The organism is Gammaproteobacteria bacterium (assembly GCA_013696315.1).
Taxonomy (GTDB): Bacteria; Pseudomonadota; Gammaproteobacteria; order JACCYU01; family JACCYU01; genus JACCYU01.
Map to the genome: position 1 here is coordinate 1 of JACCYU010000126.1, position 13,581 is coordinate 13,581.

The 13,581-nt window shown below is 61.7% G+C and carries 16 protein-coding genes, 1 tRNA gene and 2 pseudogenes; 10 read left to right on the forward strand and 9 right to left on the reverse strand.

Translation table 11 applies throughout. From position 1 onward, the window contains the following. Both H0V34_07735 and H0V34_07740 read right to left on the reverse strand, forming a co-directional pair. A partial coding sequence (locus tag H0V34_07735; GenBank protein ID MBA2491590.1) for an ABC transporter permease occupies positions 1 to 1,627 on the reverse strand: 1,627 nt, incomplete at its 3' end. Next, a complete protein-coding gene (locus H0V34_07740; protein MBA2491591.1) occupies positions 1,617 to 2,315 on the reverse strand; it encodes an ATP-binding cassette domain-containing protein in 699 nt (232 codons plus the stop codon). The genes H0V34_07740 and H0V34_07735, both read right to left, overlap by 11 nt. Before the next feature lie 55 nt (positions 2,316 to 2,370). Here H0V34_07740 and H0V34_07745 point away from each other — a divergent pair, with 55 nt between their 5' ends. Beyond that, positions 2,371 to 3,012, forward strand: coding sequence for an arylesterase (locus tag H0V34_07745; protein ID MBA2491592.1), 642 nt, complete (start codon positions 2,371 to 2,373; stop codon positions 3,010 to 3,012). A gap of 37 nt (positions 3,013 to 3,049) precedes the next feature. Here H0V34_07745 and H0V34_07750 read toward each other — a convergent pair whose 3' ends face one another. Together H0V34_07750 and H0V34_07755 are read right to left on the reverse strand one after the other, a co-directional pair. Further along, positions 3,050 to 3,769, reverse strand: a complete 720-nt coding sequence (locus tag H0V34_07750) for an HAD family hydrolase (protein MBA2491593.1) — start codon at positions 3,767 to 3,769, stop codon at positions 3,050 to 3,052. Beyond that, positions 3,766 to 4,188 carry a YjbQ family protein gene (locus tag H0V34_07755; protein ID MBA2491594.1) on the reverse strand — a complete coding sequence of 141 codons (423 nt, stop codon included), beginning with the start codon at positions 4,186 to 4,188 and terminating at the stop codon, positions 3,766 to 3,768. Before H0V34_07755 ends, H0V34_07750 begins: the two co-directional genes overlap by 4 nt. Before the next feature lie 250 nt (positions 4,189 to 4,438). On the opposite strand from H0V34_07755, the gene ispG reads away from it, so the two are divergent. After that, on the forward strand, positions 4,439 to 5,692 hold the full coding sequence (gene ispG / locus H0V34_07760; protein MBA2491595.1) for a flavodoxin-dependent (E)-4-hydroxy-3-methylbut-2-enyl-diphosphate synthase: 1,254 nt from the start codon (positions 4,439 to 4,441) through the stop codon (positions 5,690 to 5,692). Between the two features lie 14 nt (positions 5,693 to 5,706). Here the strand turns inward: ispG and cydB are convergent, their stop codons facing one another. The 3 genes from cydB to H0V34_07775 are packed head-to-tail and all read right to left on the reverse strand — an operon-like array spanning position 5,707 to position 8,566. Next, positions 5,707 to 6,714 (reverse strand): cytochrome d ubiquinol oxidase subunit II, encoded by a 1,008-nt coding sequence (cydB, locus tag H0V34_07765; protein ID MBA2491596.1) that lies wholly within the window; start codon positions 6,712 to 6,714, stop codon positions 5,707 to 5,709. Further along, entirely contained in the window at positions 6,714 to 8,084 is a 1,371-nt protein-coding gene (locus H0V34_07770; protein MBA2491597.1) for a cytochrome ubiquinol oxidase subunit I, read from the reverse strand. Before H0V34_07770 ends, cydB begins: the two co-directional genes overlap by 1 nt. Before the next feature lie 38 nt (positions 8,085 to 8,122). Beyond that, the gene (locus H0V34_07775) at positions 8,123 to 8,566 is read right to left on the reverse strand and encodes a DMT family transporter (protein MBA2491598.1); all 444 of its coding nucleotides are present in this window, start codon (positions 8,564 to 8,566) and stop codon (positions 8,123 to 8,125) included. Positions 8,567 to 8,763: 197 nt separating this feature from the next. Between H0V34_07775 and H0V34_07780 the strand changes: the two genes are divergently transcribed. The 3 genes from H0V34_07780 (at position 8,764) to H0V34_07790 (ending at position 10,733) form a co-directional block, all read left to right on the forward strand. Further along, positions 8,764 to 9,675 (forward strand): cobalamin B12-binding domain-containing protein, encoded by a 912-nt coding sequence (locus tag H0V34_07780; protein ID MBA2491599.1) that lies wholly within the window; start codon positions 8,764 to 8,766, stop codon positions 9,673 to 9,675. 233 nt (positions 9,676 to 9,908) lie between these two features. Beyond that, on the forward strand, positions 9,909 to 10,580 hold the full coding sequence (locus H0V34_07785) for a rhomboid family intramembrane serine protease (protein MBA2491600.1): 672 nt from the start codon (positions 9,909 to 9,911) through the stop codon (positions 10,578 to 10,580). A gap of 78 nt (positions 10,581 to 10,658) precedes the next feature. Further along, positions 10,659 to 10,733: transfer RNA gene (locus H0V34_07790), tRNA-Val, on the forward strand. A gap of 284 nt (positions 10,734 to 11,017) precedes the next feature. Here the strand turns inward: H0V34_07790 and H0V34_07795 are convergent. Beyond that, positions 11,018 to 12,123, reverse strand: a pseudogene (locus H0V34_07795) (IS3 family transposase). A 103-nt stretch (positions 12,124 to 12,226) separates the two neighbouring features. Here H0V34_07795 and H0V34_07800 point away from each other — a divergent pair. The 3 genes and pseudogenes from H0V34_07800 (at position 12,227) to H0V34_07810 (ending at position 13,013) form a co-directional block, all read left to right on the forward strand. Further along, a complete protein-coding gene (locus H0V34_07800; protein ID MBA2491601.1) occupies positions 12,227 to 12,475 on the forward strand; it encodes a hypothetical protein in 249 nt (82 codons plus the stop codon). Positions 12,476 to 12,551: 76 nt separating this feature from the next. Further along, positions 12,552 to 12,788 (forward strand): transposase, encoded by a 237-nt coding sequence (locus H0V34_07805; protein MBA2491602.1) that lies wholly within the window; start codon positions 12,552 to 12,554, stop codon positions 12,786 to 12,788. Positions 12,789 to 12,821: 33 nt separating this feature from the next. After that, positions 12,822 to 13,013: pseudogene (locus H0V34_07810) on the forward strand (transposase). Here the strand turns inward: H0V34_07810 and H0V34_07815 are convergent. Next, positions 12,943 to 13,095, reverse strand: coding sequence for a hypothetical protein (locus H0V34_07815; GenBank protein ID MBA2491603.1), 153 nt, complete (start codon positions 13,093 to 13,095; stop codon positions 12,943 to 12,945). The pseudogene H0V34_07810 and the gene H0V34_07815 sit on opposite strands and share 71 nt — an antisense overlap. A gap of 121 nt (positions 13,096 to 13,216) precedes the next feature. Between H0V34_07815 and H0V34_07820 the strand changes: the two genes are divergently transcribed. Both H0V34_07820 and H0V34_07825 read left to right on the forward strand, forming a co-directional pair. After that, positions 13,217 to 13,330, forward strand: a complete 114-nt coding sequence (locus H0V34_07820) for a hypothetical protein (GenBank protein MBA2491604.1) — start codon at positions 13,217 to 13,219, stop codon at positions 13,328 to 13,330. A 25-nt stretch (positions 13,331 to 13,355) separates the two neighbouring features. Beyond that, on the forward strand, positions 13,356 to 13,581 hold a 226-nt coding region (locus H0V34_07825), incomplete at its 3' end, for a transposase (protein ID MBA2491605.1).

Consider the following 13,581-nt stretch of genomic DNA (forward strand, 5'->3'; position numbering starts at 1 on the left):
GCCGGCCGCGCACCATGGGATAAAACTCCGGCAGCATTAAATCGTTCTCGCGAAACAGATTCGCGAGGGCGGCGACTTCCCGCGGCTGAACGTTGATCATGAAATAGTTGGGCGCATCGGTGGGCAAGGTGTCGCGCCAGATGTTCAGCAGGTCCACGCGCGCGATCGCCAGCACCAGCAGCGCCGCAATACCAAGGGCGAAGGCGGCGATCTGCAAGGTATTGCTCGCCGGCCGGCGGCCCAGGCGCGCGAGCCCGTTGCGCCACACCGCGCCCGCGCGGGGCTGTCCTCGTCGCAGACCGAAAATGAGCGCGAACGACGACAGCCACAGCGCGGTTACGGTCAATATCGCGCCCAGCAGCAGCTTGGCCACAAGCCTCGCCTCACCGACCTGCAAGACCAAGAGCACGCACGCCGCGGTCAGCGCGAACGCGCCCGTAACCCAGGCCGCCGGTGCCGGATTGCCGAGTTCGCGCCGCAACACGCGCAGCGGCGGAATCTGTTTCAAGCGCAACAGCGGCGGCAGCGCGAAACCGAACAGCGCGAGCAGACCGGTGGCGATACCGGTTACGACGGGCGTCAAACCCGGCGCCGGGACTTTCTGCGCGAGCCAGCCTTCCAGCAACGTCGCCAGCACGGTCTGCGCGAGATAACCCAGCGCGCAGCCCGCCAAACTGGCGAGCAGCCCCAGCACAGCCAACCGCCAGACATAAATCCGCAGCACCAGACCCTCGCTCACACCGAGACAACGCATGATCGCGGTGACATCGGCCTGGTTTTGCGCGTAGTGCCGGGCCGCCAGCGCGATCGCCGCGCCCGCTACCAGTACCGCCACGAGCGCCGCCAGACCCAGATACTGCTGCGCGCGATCCGTTGCTGTGCGAATTTCCGGGCGCCCGTCGCGCACGCCTTGTATCTCCTCGCCGGGCCGCGCGCGCGGTTCCAGCCAGGCACGATACGAGCCGATTGCGGCTGGGGTGCCTGCCAGTAACGTGTGGTACGAAACCCGGCTGTTGACCTTGACCAAGGCCGTGGACGCAAGGTCTTCGAGATTGATCATTAAGCGCGGCGACAGACGGAATAGCTCGCCGCCACGATCCGGCTCGTAATCGATAACAGCGGACACTTTGAAGCGACGGTCGCCCAGATTGATACGCCCACCGGCGGTAAGGCCCAGGTTCAGCATCAGCCGCGGATCAGCCCAGGCCTGGCCAGGATTCGGGATGCCGCGGGTGACTGACGCGGGACGCTCGGACGCCGCCGCGATGCGCATCCGCCCGCGCAGCGGATAGGCATCATCCACTGCCTTGACCTGCACCAGCTGCGTGTCGTTGCCGCTCAGCACCACGCTGGGGAACGTCACCGTATTGGCGATGCGCAAACCCCGCGCCCGCGCCTCCTCCAGCAGGCGCACGCGCGGCGGCGAAGCGGTCTCGATTACCAGATCTGCAGCCAGCAGTTCGGAAGCCTGTAACGCCATCGCGCGCTGAATGCGGTCGGTAAAGAACGCCACTGACGTGATCGCGCCGACGGCCACAACCAGCGACAGCGCGAGGATGCGCAACTCGCCCGCGCGCCAGTCGCGCGTGAGCGAGCGCCCCGCCAAGCGTAAAGCGTCAGCCGCCATGATCGGCGGGCCCCAGGCGTCCCTCGGCCAGCCGCTGACGCCGATCACACCACGCGGTGAGGTCGGTGTCGTGGGTCACCATTACCAGCGCGGCGGCATGTTCGTCACGCAGGGAAAACAGCAGCTCGATAACCTTGCGTCCGGTATTTTGATCGAGATTGCCGGTGGGCTCGTCCGCGAACAATACCCGCGGCTGCGGCGCGAACGCGCGGGCAATCGCAACCCGCTGTTGCTCCCCACCGGACAACTGATGTGGATAATGCCGCGCGCGCGCCGTCAGGCCGACTCTCGCCAGACTGTCGCGCGCGGTCGCCTCCGCCCGCCCGCTGGCGCCGTTTAACTCTAGCGGCAGCATGACGTTTTCCAGCGCGGTCAGACCGGGCAACAACTGAAACGACTGGAACACGAATCCGACCCGCCCTGCCCGCAACGCAGCGCGGCCATCCTCGTCGAAAGCACTCAAGTCCCGGCCAAACAGGTTTACGCGGCCGGCGCTAGCCGTATCCAGCCCCGCCAGCAGACCGAGCAATGTGGACTTGCCCGTGCCCGAGGCGCCGACAATCGCCAGCGCCTCGCCTGCGCGCACGGCGAGATCGACCTCGCGCAGAATTACCAGCTCGCCTTCCGGGCCGGCAACCTGCTTGCTTAAATGGTGCGTTTCAATAACAGGCGTTTCGACGGAGGGAATGTTCACAGGCTGTTGATGTCCGAAAATGCTTTAAGAACAACTATCGACCCGCGTCATGAAGAAACATTCGCTGAAGCCTGCGTTGGCCGTACTGTTATATCTGAGTCTGTGGCAGTCCGCGGTCGCCGCGATGCCGCCCACCATCCTGGTGATGGGCGACAGCCTGAGCGCGGCTTACGGTATCGATAGCGGACGCGGCTGGGTGAGTCTTCTGGCGCGGCGGATCGACGAACGCGGCCACGACTTCCGCGTAGTCAACGCCAGTATCTCCGGCGAAACCAGCGAGGGCGGGCTCTCGCGGCTGCCCGACGCGCTGAACCAGTACACGCCAGCGCTGGTTATTATCGAACTGGGCGCCAACGACGGCTTGCGCGGCATTAACCCCACGGTGCTGCGCTCCAATCTCGAGCGCATGATCAAGCTGAGCCAGCGCCATGACGCGAAAGTGCTGCTGACCGGCGTGCAGATCCCCGCCAATTACGGCGAGGCTTTTCGCGAACGCTATTACGCAGTTTACGAGGGCGTCGCGCGCGACACCGGCACACCGCTGGTGCCGTTCCTGCTAGCCGGCGTCGCGCAGGTCCCTGCGTATATGCAACCGGACGGGCTGCATCCCACCGCGAAAGCGCAACCGATGATTCTCGATAACGTATGGCCGAAGCTCAAGCCGCTGATCGAGGGCGTACCTGCCCCGTAGAAATCTTGTTATTCAACCGAGATCAGACCAATAACGATCAAAACTTAGCGCCAGCTTGCCGATCGCTTTGCTTAACCGACCAGCGCGCGAGCACATCGAGCAGGTCATGGAGCGCACCGATCACCGCATCCGGTGGCCGGCCACCGGGCCAGGGCGACATCGTCGGGTTGTACCAGACGGTGCGCATGCCGGCGCGCGCCGCGCCCAGCACGTCGTTGTCGGGATCATCGCCCACGTGTACGGCGACCGCGGGTTCGGCCTGCGCGCGCGCAAGCGCCGCACGAAAAATACGCGCGTCCGGTTTCGCCACGCCGGCGTCCGCCGCGTACACGATAAAATCAAATAAATGATCGGCCCCGATGCGTTCGACCTGCGCGTTGCCGTTGGTGATGGCGCCCACCGTGTAACGTTCTCTCAGCCGCTTGAGCAACGGCCGGGCGGCGTCGAAAAAGGTCACCTGGTTGCGATGGTGGCGGAAATGCGCCACCGCTGGTTCCACCATCTCACGTCCGTAACCGGCCTCGTCCGCCAGTTGCGCGATCCAGTGACGCCGCAGCGCGGTCATGTCGTGCCGCAGGTCCGTGCGCGACTTGAGCAGCGCCGCGCGATGCGCGCGCATGTCTTCGATCGAGCGCGTCTCGCAGATCCGCGGATAGTGTTCGCGCAGCCAGTCGTACAACGCCTGCTCGGCGCGCAGGATCACCGGGCCGCAGGCCCACAAGGTATCGTCTAGATCGAAGGTGATGCAGCGGATCATCGCGACGCGCCGTGCACGGTGATGGTGACCTGGCGGCGATGGCTGCTGGTGCGGTGCTCCCACAGATAAATGCCCTGCCAGGTGCCGAGACTCAGCCGCCCGCCCGCCACGGGCACGTGCAGGCTGCTCTGCGTGAGAATGCTGCGCACGTGCGCGGGCATATCGTCGGGGCCTTCGTCGTCGTGCTCGAACATCGCGTCGCCATCCGGCACGAGACGCGCCATGAATGTTTCGAGGTCTCGTCGCACGGTGGGGTCGGCATTCTCGCACAGAATGAGCGACGCACTGGTGTGATGGCAGAACACGTGACACAGCCCGGTGATAACGCCACTGCGGGCAACGACGCGCGTGATGTCGTCATCGATGCGATGCGTCCCGCGACCGCGGGTGGCGATGGAGATGGTTTCCTGTTCGTACATGTTCAGCATTCGCCGCACGCGGGGCGGCGGTTAATCGTAGATCGGATCATGTGACGTTTGTGCTGCACGCTGGTTAACATCGGCGACTCCGGTAGATAGTGTCTGCCCTATTCTACAACCGGCGCTTCGCGCATAAGAATTCTGAGACTACGGATTCGCGACATCGTGCGACACTGGTGCAAAGCTTGGTAGAATAACGATCCAGATCGAAACTCCGAATGTATTTCCCCCATTTCCCCCGGTTCAAGCCATGTCACAACTCGCGTCAAGCACGCCTCGCCGTCAATCCACCGCCGTACAGGTCGGCGCCATTCCCATCGGCGGCGGCGCGCCCGTGGTCGTCCAGTCGATGACCAACACCGACACCGCGGATGTGGTGCGCACCGCAATACAGGTCGCGGAGCTCGCAAAGGCCGGCTCAGAACTGGTGCGCATCACCGTTAATAACGAAGAAGCAGCGAAATCGGTGCCACATATTCGCGAGAAGCTGGACAGCATGGGCGTGCAGGTGCCGCTGGTCGGCGATTTCCATTTTATCGGCAACCGGCTGCTCACACGCCATCCTGCCTGCGCCGAGGCGCTCGCCAAGTATCGTATCAACCCCGGCAACGTGGGGCGCAAGGCCCTGCACGACCGTAATTTCTCGGAGATGATCGAGATCGCCTGCAAATTCGGCAAGCCGGTGCGCATCGGCGTGAACTGGGGCAGCCTGGATCAGGACCTGCTGACCGCGCTGATGGACGAGAACGCCACGCTCGCCGAACCACGCGAACCGGAACAGGTGATGCACGATGCGCTGATCGCCTCGGCGCTTTCAAGCGCGCGGCGCGCCGAGGAACTGGGCCTTGCGCGCGAGCGGATTGTGCTGTCCTGCAAGATGAGCGGTGTGCAGGATTTGATTTCTGTTTATCGCGACCTCGCCGCGCAATGCGATTACGCGCTGCATCTGGGCCTGACCGAGGCCGGCATGGGCACCAAGGGCATCGTCGCTTCCTCAGCCGCGCTGGCAATACTGCTGCAGCAGGGCATCGGCGACACCATCCGCATTTCCTTAACGCCGGAACCCGGCGGCGATCGTACGCACGAGGTGAGGGTCGCGCAGGAAATTCTGCAGACCATGGGCCTGCGCTCCTTCACGCCCATGGTGGTGTCCTGCCCCGGCTGCGGGCGCACGACCTCGGATTATTTTCAGCGGCTGGCGGGCGATATCCAGGCTTACCTGCGCGAACAGATGCCCGTGTGGCGGACGCAGTATGACGGCGTGGAAGACATGACCGTGGCGGTAATGGGCTGCGTCGTCAACGGCCCCGGCGAGAGCAAGCACGCCAACATCGGCATCAGTCTGCCCGGCACCGGCGAATCTCCGATCGCACCGGTGTACATCGACGGCAAGCGGGCCATGATTCTTAAAGGCGAGCGAATTGCGCAACAGTTCCAGCAACTGGTCGAGGACTACATAGAGCAACATTACGGCGCGAAGGGCGCCATCGCACAGGGCGGTTAGCGTTACGCAGATCGTCAGTGATACATGTCCTCTTCACTGACCTTGCCGCGAAACACGTAATACGCGTGTGCGGTGTAGATCAGAATTACCGGCACGATGATCGCTGTACCCACCAGGATGAACAACTGCGACTCCGGCGGCGCGGCGACTTCCCAGATCGTCAACGTGCGCGGCACGATGTAAGGCCACAGGCTGACGGCGAGGCCAAAGAGCGTTAGCACGTAAAGACCCACGCACAGCAGGAACGGCCGCCATTCGTGATCCTGCCTGAGCGCGCCGTAAAGAGCGAACGCCGCGATTCCCGTGAGTACGGGCACTGGCGACAGCCACAGCAGATTCGGCCAGCTGAACCAGCGCGCCGCGATCTCCGGTTCCGCAAGTGGCGTCCAGATGCTGATCAGGACGATGAAACCCAGCATCACGAACAGAAGCCTGCTTGCTACGCCCCGCGCATGTTTTTGCAGCGCGCCTTCGGTCTTGACCAGCAGCCAGCAGGAACCGAGTAGTGAGTAACCGCACACGACGGCGATCCCGGTGACGAGGCTGAACGGCGATAGCCAGGCGATGCCGCCGCCCACGTACTCGCGCCCCTCGATGTCGAAGCCCAGCACGTAGGCGCCCAGCACAATGCCCTGGCAGAACGCAGCGGTGATGGAGCCCGCGATGAATGACCAGTCCCAGATTTTGCGCCATTTGTCGCCACGCTCCGCCTTGAAGCGGAATTCGAATGCGACGCCGCGGAACACCAGCGCGATCAGCATGACAATCAGCGGCAGGTAGAGGACCGGCAACAGCAGCGCGAACGCCGTGGGAAAAGCCGCGAACAGCGCCGTGCCGCCGAGCACCAGCCACGTCTGATTGCCGTCCCACACCGGCGAGACGCTGCCCATCATCAGGTCGCGCTCCGCATCGTCCCTGACGAAGGGAAACAGAATGCCGATCCCGAGCGAGAAGCCGTCCAGCAGCACGTACATCGTGATGCCGAAGGCGATGATGCCGGCCCAGATTAGCGGCAAGTCCATCAGCCGTAGAACGCCGGCGCAGTGGTGGCGGCGCGCGCGCTACCCGCATCCGGCATCGTGCCCTTGGGCCCGCGACGAATCATGAACAGCAAAAACCATAGAAAAGCACCGAACAGCGCCGTGTATACGCCGATGAACACCATCAACGAGAACGCGACCTCGCCGCCGGTGATGTTGTTCGACACCGCATCGCTGGTGCGCAACAGGCCCTGTACGGTCCAGGGCTGGCGGCCCGTTTCTGTCGTAAGCCAGCCCGCGAGCACGGCGATAAACCCGATCGGACTAGCCCACATCATCATCCGCAGATACGCGCGGCTGAACTCGCCGCGCCGCCGCAGAACTCGATACGCGCCGTACCAGGAGAGCGCCAGCATCAGCCCGCCTAAGGCCAGCATCAGGCGGAAAGAAAAAAACACCAGCGGCACGTACGGCCGATCCTCTGGCGGCACTTCTTTGAGGCCGGGAACTTCGCCATCCAGCGAATGCGTGAGAATCAGACTGCCCGCGTACGGAATCGGCAGTTCGAAGTAATTGTCGGCGACTTTCTGATCGGGCCACGCGAACACTAAGAATGGCGCGCTTCTGTGCGTTTCCCAGTGCCCTTCCATGGCGGCGATTTTCATCGGCTGATGTTCGAAGGTGTTGAGTCCGTGCAGATCGCCGATAAGTACCTGCACGGGTGCCAGTAGTGCCGCGGTCAGCACTGCCGCCTTGAAGGTGCGGGTGGCGAACTCGTGGTCGCGGTTGCCGAGCTGATACCAGGCGGCGATACCGGCTACCACAAACGTGGTCGTGAGATACGAGGCGTTCAACATGTGCGCCCAGCGATAGGGGAATGACGGATTAAACACCGCATCCCACCAGGACGTCACGAAGAACTGGCCGTCCTCGAAACGAAATCCGTCAGGCGTGTGCATCCAGGAATTCGCCGACAAAATCCAGAACGCGGACAGGAACGTGCCCAGCCCCACCATCACGGTCGCAAAATAATGAAACTTGGGCCCGACCCGATTCCAGCCGAAGAGCATAATCCCCAAAAAGCCCGCTTCGAGGAAAAACGCGGTGAGCACCTCGTAGCTCATGATGGGCCCGAGCACGTTGCCGGTGATGCGTGAGAACTCGCCCCAGTTCAGACCGATCTCGTACGACAGCACGACGCCTGAGACCACGCCCGTGCCGAAGCTGAGTGCGAAGATTTTCGACCAGAACTTGGCGCTGTCCATAAAGAACCCATCGCGCGTGCGCAGCCACTGGCCTTCCAGATACACCAGGAACAGCGCCAGCCCCATGGTGAAAGTGGGGAACAGAATGTGGAAGGCGATGGTGAAGGCGAACTGCGCGCGCGACAGGAGGAGCGGATCGAATTCCATCGTAAATACCCGAACTAGCGTAAATGTGCGTAGGAACGCTACTTGTACTGCATCAGCACTATGCCAATCACCATTAGCACCGCGCCGGCAACGCGCCACGGGTGCAAGGGGATCTGGGGCACGCCCAGCAGTCCGAAGGTATCCAGCAGCAGCGCGCCGACCAGTTGCCCGATGATCACGGCCGCGAACGCAATTGCGGTGCCGATTTTCGGCAATGCCACCACGGCGGCCGTCACCCACGTCGCGCCAAGAATGCCGCCGGTCCATGCCCACCAAGGCGCGGTCCCGATAGTGGACAAGTTTCCACGTCCGAAAATCCCCGACATCGCCAGCGCCGCCAGGATCACGCCGCCCACCACGAAGTTGATCAGCGCGCTCAACACCGGTGACTGTACGGTCTCGCTCATGCGGGCGTTCGTCGCGGCCTGCACCGCAAGCCCGATGCCTGATGCGCCGATCAATGCAATGACCAGGTATTGCACGACTAAAGTCCTTAAAAATTACGCTTGCGTGAGCCAGTACAGAACGCAGTAAATTGAAGGGATAATGCCACAGAGTGATTTCCGGCGCTGGACAAATACCGTTGATCCGTTAATAGTAAGTGGCGTGTGTGTCATGTCCGCGGGGCCGCATGCCAACAGCCAGAGATCCGGAACGAGCTTCCCACCCGATTCAAGTGGTGGCACGCCGCACCGGTCTGAGTACTTATGTATTGCGCGCATGGGAGCACCGTTATAATGCGGTCGCGCCCGCGCGCTCGGCGTCCGGCCGGCGACTGTATTCGGACGCCGACGTCGAACGCCTGACCTTGCTGCAATCCGCGACGCGTGCTGGACGCCGCATCGGCGAGGTTGCCAGCCTCGCGCGCGAGGACTTAGTCGAGATGTGTCTCGCCGACAGTTTCTTCAGGGCCTCGGCGCCCGCCATACCGATCGTGGATTCCGCCCCCCCAGAGGTCGATCAGCACCTGCGAACCTGCCTGGAGGCAATCCGCCAGATGAACCCGTTCGCGCTGGAAGCCGCGCTATACAACGCGTCGGTGGCGGTCAGTGTGCAGGCTCTGCTGGAAAACGTCATGTGTCCGCTGCTGCACGCCATCGGTCACGAGTGCCGTCACGGTGATATGCGGATTAGCGAAGAACACATGGCCAGCGCCATTATAAGATCGTTCTTAGGGACGCTGAAGCTCAACGGGCGCGTGCCGCGTCACTCCGAGCTGACTGTAGTGGTGACCACACCCGCCGGACAGCGCCACGAACTGGGCGCCCTCATGGCTGCGGTCACCGCGGCCAACGAAGGCTGGAATGCGATCTATCTGGGCGCGGACCTGCCGGCCGACGAAATCGCCGCGGCGGCCTTTCGCACCGGCGCACGAGCAGTCGCCGTCAGCATCACTTATCCGGATAGTGACCCGCAGCTGGTGTCAGAATTGCGGCGCCTGCGCCGGCAGATTGGTTTCGCGGTGGTGCTACTGGTGGGCGGCGGCGGCGCAAGTACTTACCGGAGGCTGTTCGAGGAGATAGGCGCGTTGCGGCTGGAAAACCTGATCGCACTGCGAGACGCGCTCGGCAAGCTGAGCGCATCAACCTGAATTAAGCCGTGTCACGTCCGTGTTCAAGCGCACTCGAAGTGCTGGCGTCGCGCTTGCCAAACCATGACCCTTGCACCACACTTGGGTTGGCAATTCGTCCCATCGCGGCCGCAACCGTAAGTTGTTGACCCGCCGATAATCAGCGGCTCGCCCAGGCCTTATCCGACTGTGTGCCGGACGACGCATCACCCCCGCAAGTATTGCCGAAACTTCCCGCGACCTTTGTAAATTCGATGTTACCGACCGATTTTTCAACGTTTCCACCGGTGGTTAAGTTTCTGTTGATCGCCAATGGCGTCGTGTTTCTGGCCCAGCAGTTCATGTTTAACGATCTGGTGACCTGGTTCGCGCTTTGGCCGATGGGTACGCCGGACTTCACCTTTACGCCGGATGGCTTCGCACAGATTCCGGGCTTCCTGCCCTGGCAGCTGATCACCTACGGATTTCTTCATGGCGGCGTGGTGCATCTGATTTTCAATATGTTCGCGTTATGGATGTTTGGCATGCAGGTGGAGAACGCCTGGGGATCGCGCACGTTCGCGGTTTATTATCTGGTCTGCGTGATCGGCGCTGCAACGATCCAGCTCATTGTCGCCTCCAGCGCGGCCAGCGCCGGCGAGATTTATCCCACCCTGGGCGCGTCCGGCGGCGTCTTCGGCATTCTGCTGGCCTTCGGCATGATGTTTCCCGAACAGCGGCTGATCCTGCTGTTCCCCCCTATTCCGATCAAGGCGAAGTGGCTGGTCGTCGGCTACGGCGCAATAGAACTCTGGGCCGGTGTGACCGGCACCACCGCCGGCGTGGCGCACTTTGCGCACCTGGGCGGCATGCTATTCGGATTTGTGCTCATTCAGTACTGGCGCGGCAAACTGCCGCTACAGCCAAGGCATCAGATGCGATGGTAAGGCGTACACCCGATGAGAGCGGACGCGGAATTGACCTTGGCAACGCGGCCGGCCTAAAATCGCGCCTTTAATGCGGACGGGCGATTAGCTCAGCGGGAGAGCACTGCCTTCACACGGCAGGGGTCGCTGGTTCGATCCCAGCATTGCCCACCACCAAATCAGTATGTTAGCTATCAATCCAGTGTGGTAAATTCTAGCGGGGTTCCGCGGGGGTTCCTTCACGAAGGTCTACTCTAGTCTTCACGATTGCTTAAAGGGAGCCCGAAGAAAAAGCTAAGGTTGCTATTAAGTCCGGGTGCCGCGAGCTTACGATCGGTCAGAGCCGAGCAAAAACACGATTTCTCCCGGCCGTGATCTGCGCTGTATTTGAAGTGGCCCCCTATATTTGGACAGCCTGAGGGGTTTGATAAGCTCTGACGGTTGATCGTCATGCAGGCTCAGGCGGCCTGCCTCCAATGGGGCGATCCCCGGTAGACCTCGTCTGGTGTCTGGTAATCCAGACCCTGGTGGGGTCGTTCATCATTGTACCAGTCGAAGTATTGTTTGAGTCCCTGCCGCAACGCACGGCCATCCGCGAACGCCTGGATGTACAGGCATTCGCATTTGACGCTGCGCCACAGCCGCTCGACAAAGATATTGTCCCGGTAGCAGCCGTTGCCATCCATGCTGATCTGAATGCCGTGTTGTTGGAGACTGCCGGTAAAAGCCTCGCTGGTGAACTGAACACCTTGATCCGTATTAAAGATGTCTGGCACACCGTAGCGGTCGATGGCCTGCGCCAGCGCCTCGACACAGGCATGCCTATTCCAGATTGTTAGATACTCGCCAGGCCAGCACGCGGCGACTGTACCAGTCGATAATGGCCACCAGATACATAACCCCGCGCCATCGGCACATAGGTCAGAGCGGCGGCCCAGACTTGCTTGGGCCGCGTGATATCGACCTTCCGCAATAGATAGGGATAGACCTTGTGCGCCGGCTGCGGCGGGCTGGTATGGGGTGTTGGCGCAATCGAGCGCAGTCCCATCACACGCATCAGTCGCCGCACCCGTTTGCGGTTGAGGGTAAAGGCCCAGCCGCCGCAGATAAGTGGTCATGCTGCGGCTGCCGTAGAACGGGGTGCGCAGGTATTGCGCGTCCATAAGGCGCATCAGCTGCAGGTCGTCATGGGGGCACGGTCGGGCTCGGTAATAGACCGACGAACGGCTGACCGCCACCAGTTCGCACTGGCGAACCACGCTCAATCGCGGATCGGGCTCAATCATGTCGCGGCGTTCCTGGCCGCTCAGTGAGCGAGCTTGCTGGATAAAAAATCGCGTTCCACCGTGAGCTGACCAAGCACCCGGTGCAGTTCGTCAACGGTCTGCGTTGACTCACCTTTGGCGCCGCCGCCGCGCTCGAATATCGTGTCCATGTTGTCCAGCGCGTGGCGCTTCCAGTAATTGATCTGGGTCGGGTGCAGACCATAGCGCGCCGCCAACTCGGCCGTCGTCGCGCTCTCTCGCAACGCCGCCAACGCTACCTTGGCCTTAAAAGCCGGCACTGTATTGCTTGCGCTTCTGACTCATCTCGCTGCCTCTCAATAGCATGCAAGTCAGAGCTTATACCCCTGTCCAGTTTTTGGGGTCCACTTCAGACTGCCGGCGTTGCGCGAGTTGGGTTTCGATATTCCGGTCAAACCTCAAGGCGCGTTTTATATCTACGCCAACAGCGCAGGCTTCGCCAACGACAGCTTCGCCTTCGCCGCGCGCCACTTAAACGATCATGGCGTCGCCATCACCCCCGGCATCGATTTCGGCAATCACAAGGCCGCAGAGCACGTGCGCTTCGCCTACACGACATCGATGGAGAATCTGCAACAAGGCGTCGCGCGTCTGGCGAAAGCGCTTTCTTAGCTCTCGTCGTAATAAAATTACTCGTTTCGCGGTGAAGTCTAAAACTTCACCGCGCGCAGAAGGACCCAGCGCTGGTGTGGAGTCTGCTTGGATTCGTAAGGACAACGGATTAGCGCGGGGTTACGAGGCTCTCAACGACCATCAACACCTGCGCCGCGCTGTGGCGCTGCGGACCGCGGTCGAGCGCGACGCGCTACACCGCGCCAGCAGCGCGACCTTATGTTGCTTAGCGCAGCGGGCAGATCGAGCGACCGCCTTAAGCATCTACGCCGTACTGGTCAATCAGTTTATTAGCGCGTTCAAGCGTTATTAGCGCGTTCAAGCGGCCACCCAAAAAGCTTAGTTAGACTTCGATACCCCCGACGATGGCTGGCATGGCAACCAGGCGGGGCGGTACTTCCACGGCTATTATGATCACTCCTGTTGTCTGCCCTTGTCTGTCTTCTGTCGAAACCAGTTGTTGGTAGTTACCTGCGTCCCGCAAGATCGATGCGGCGAAACAGGCCGGGGCGTTCCTCGCCCAGCGGGTACTGGCTGATGCTAACGCGTGCGTTGCCGCGGTAGGCGGCAAACTCCGCTGGTTCACCGCGTTCTATTATGCCGCCCGCAGTTGGACTCATCCGCAGCGCCTCATCGCCAAGCTCAAGTACACCGGCCGCGGCAGCAATCCCTGCTATGCGGTGACGAATCTTCGGCGAACCCAAGTGACTTTATGCTCGGGTCTATTGCGCGCGTGGCGAGATGGACAACCGGATCAAAGCGCCACAGCTCGAGCTGTTCGCCGACCGCACCAGTTGCCACCGCTGGTGGCCTAACCAGTTTGACGTTCCCCTGATTCGACGGACACCTTTCTAGCATAATAGCGATAGAGAGGTGAGAGATGAAAAGTAGCCGCAGGAAGTTCAGTCTGGAGTTCAAGCAGGAGGCAGTTGATTTGGTGCAACGCAGTGGTAAGAGTTCCAATCAGATAGCCAGGGAACTGGTGGTTAACCAGACATCCTTGAGTCGCTGGATGCGTGAGGCTGAATCGCGTCCGGGGAATGAGAACGTTTTTGTCACGCAGGAAGAGGTGCGGCGTTTACGCAAGGAAGTGGAACGGCTGAAGA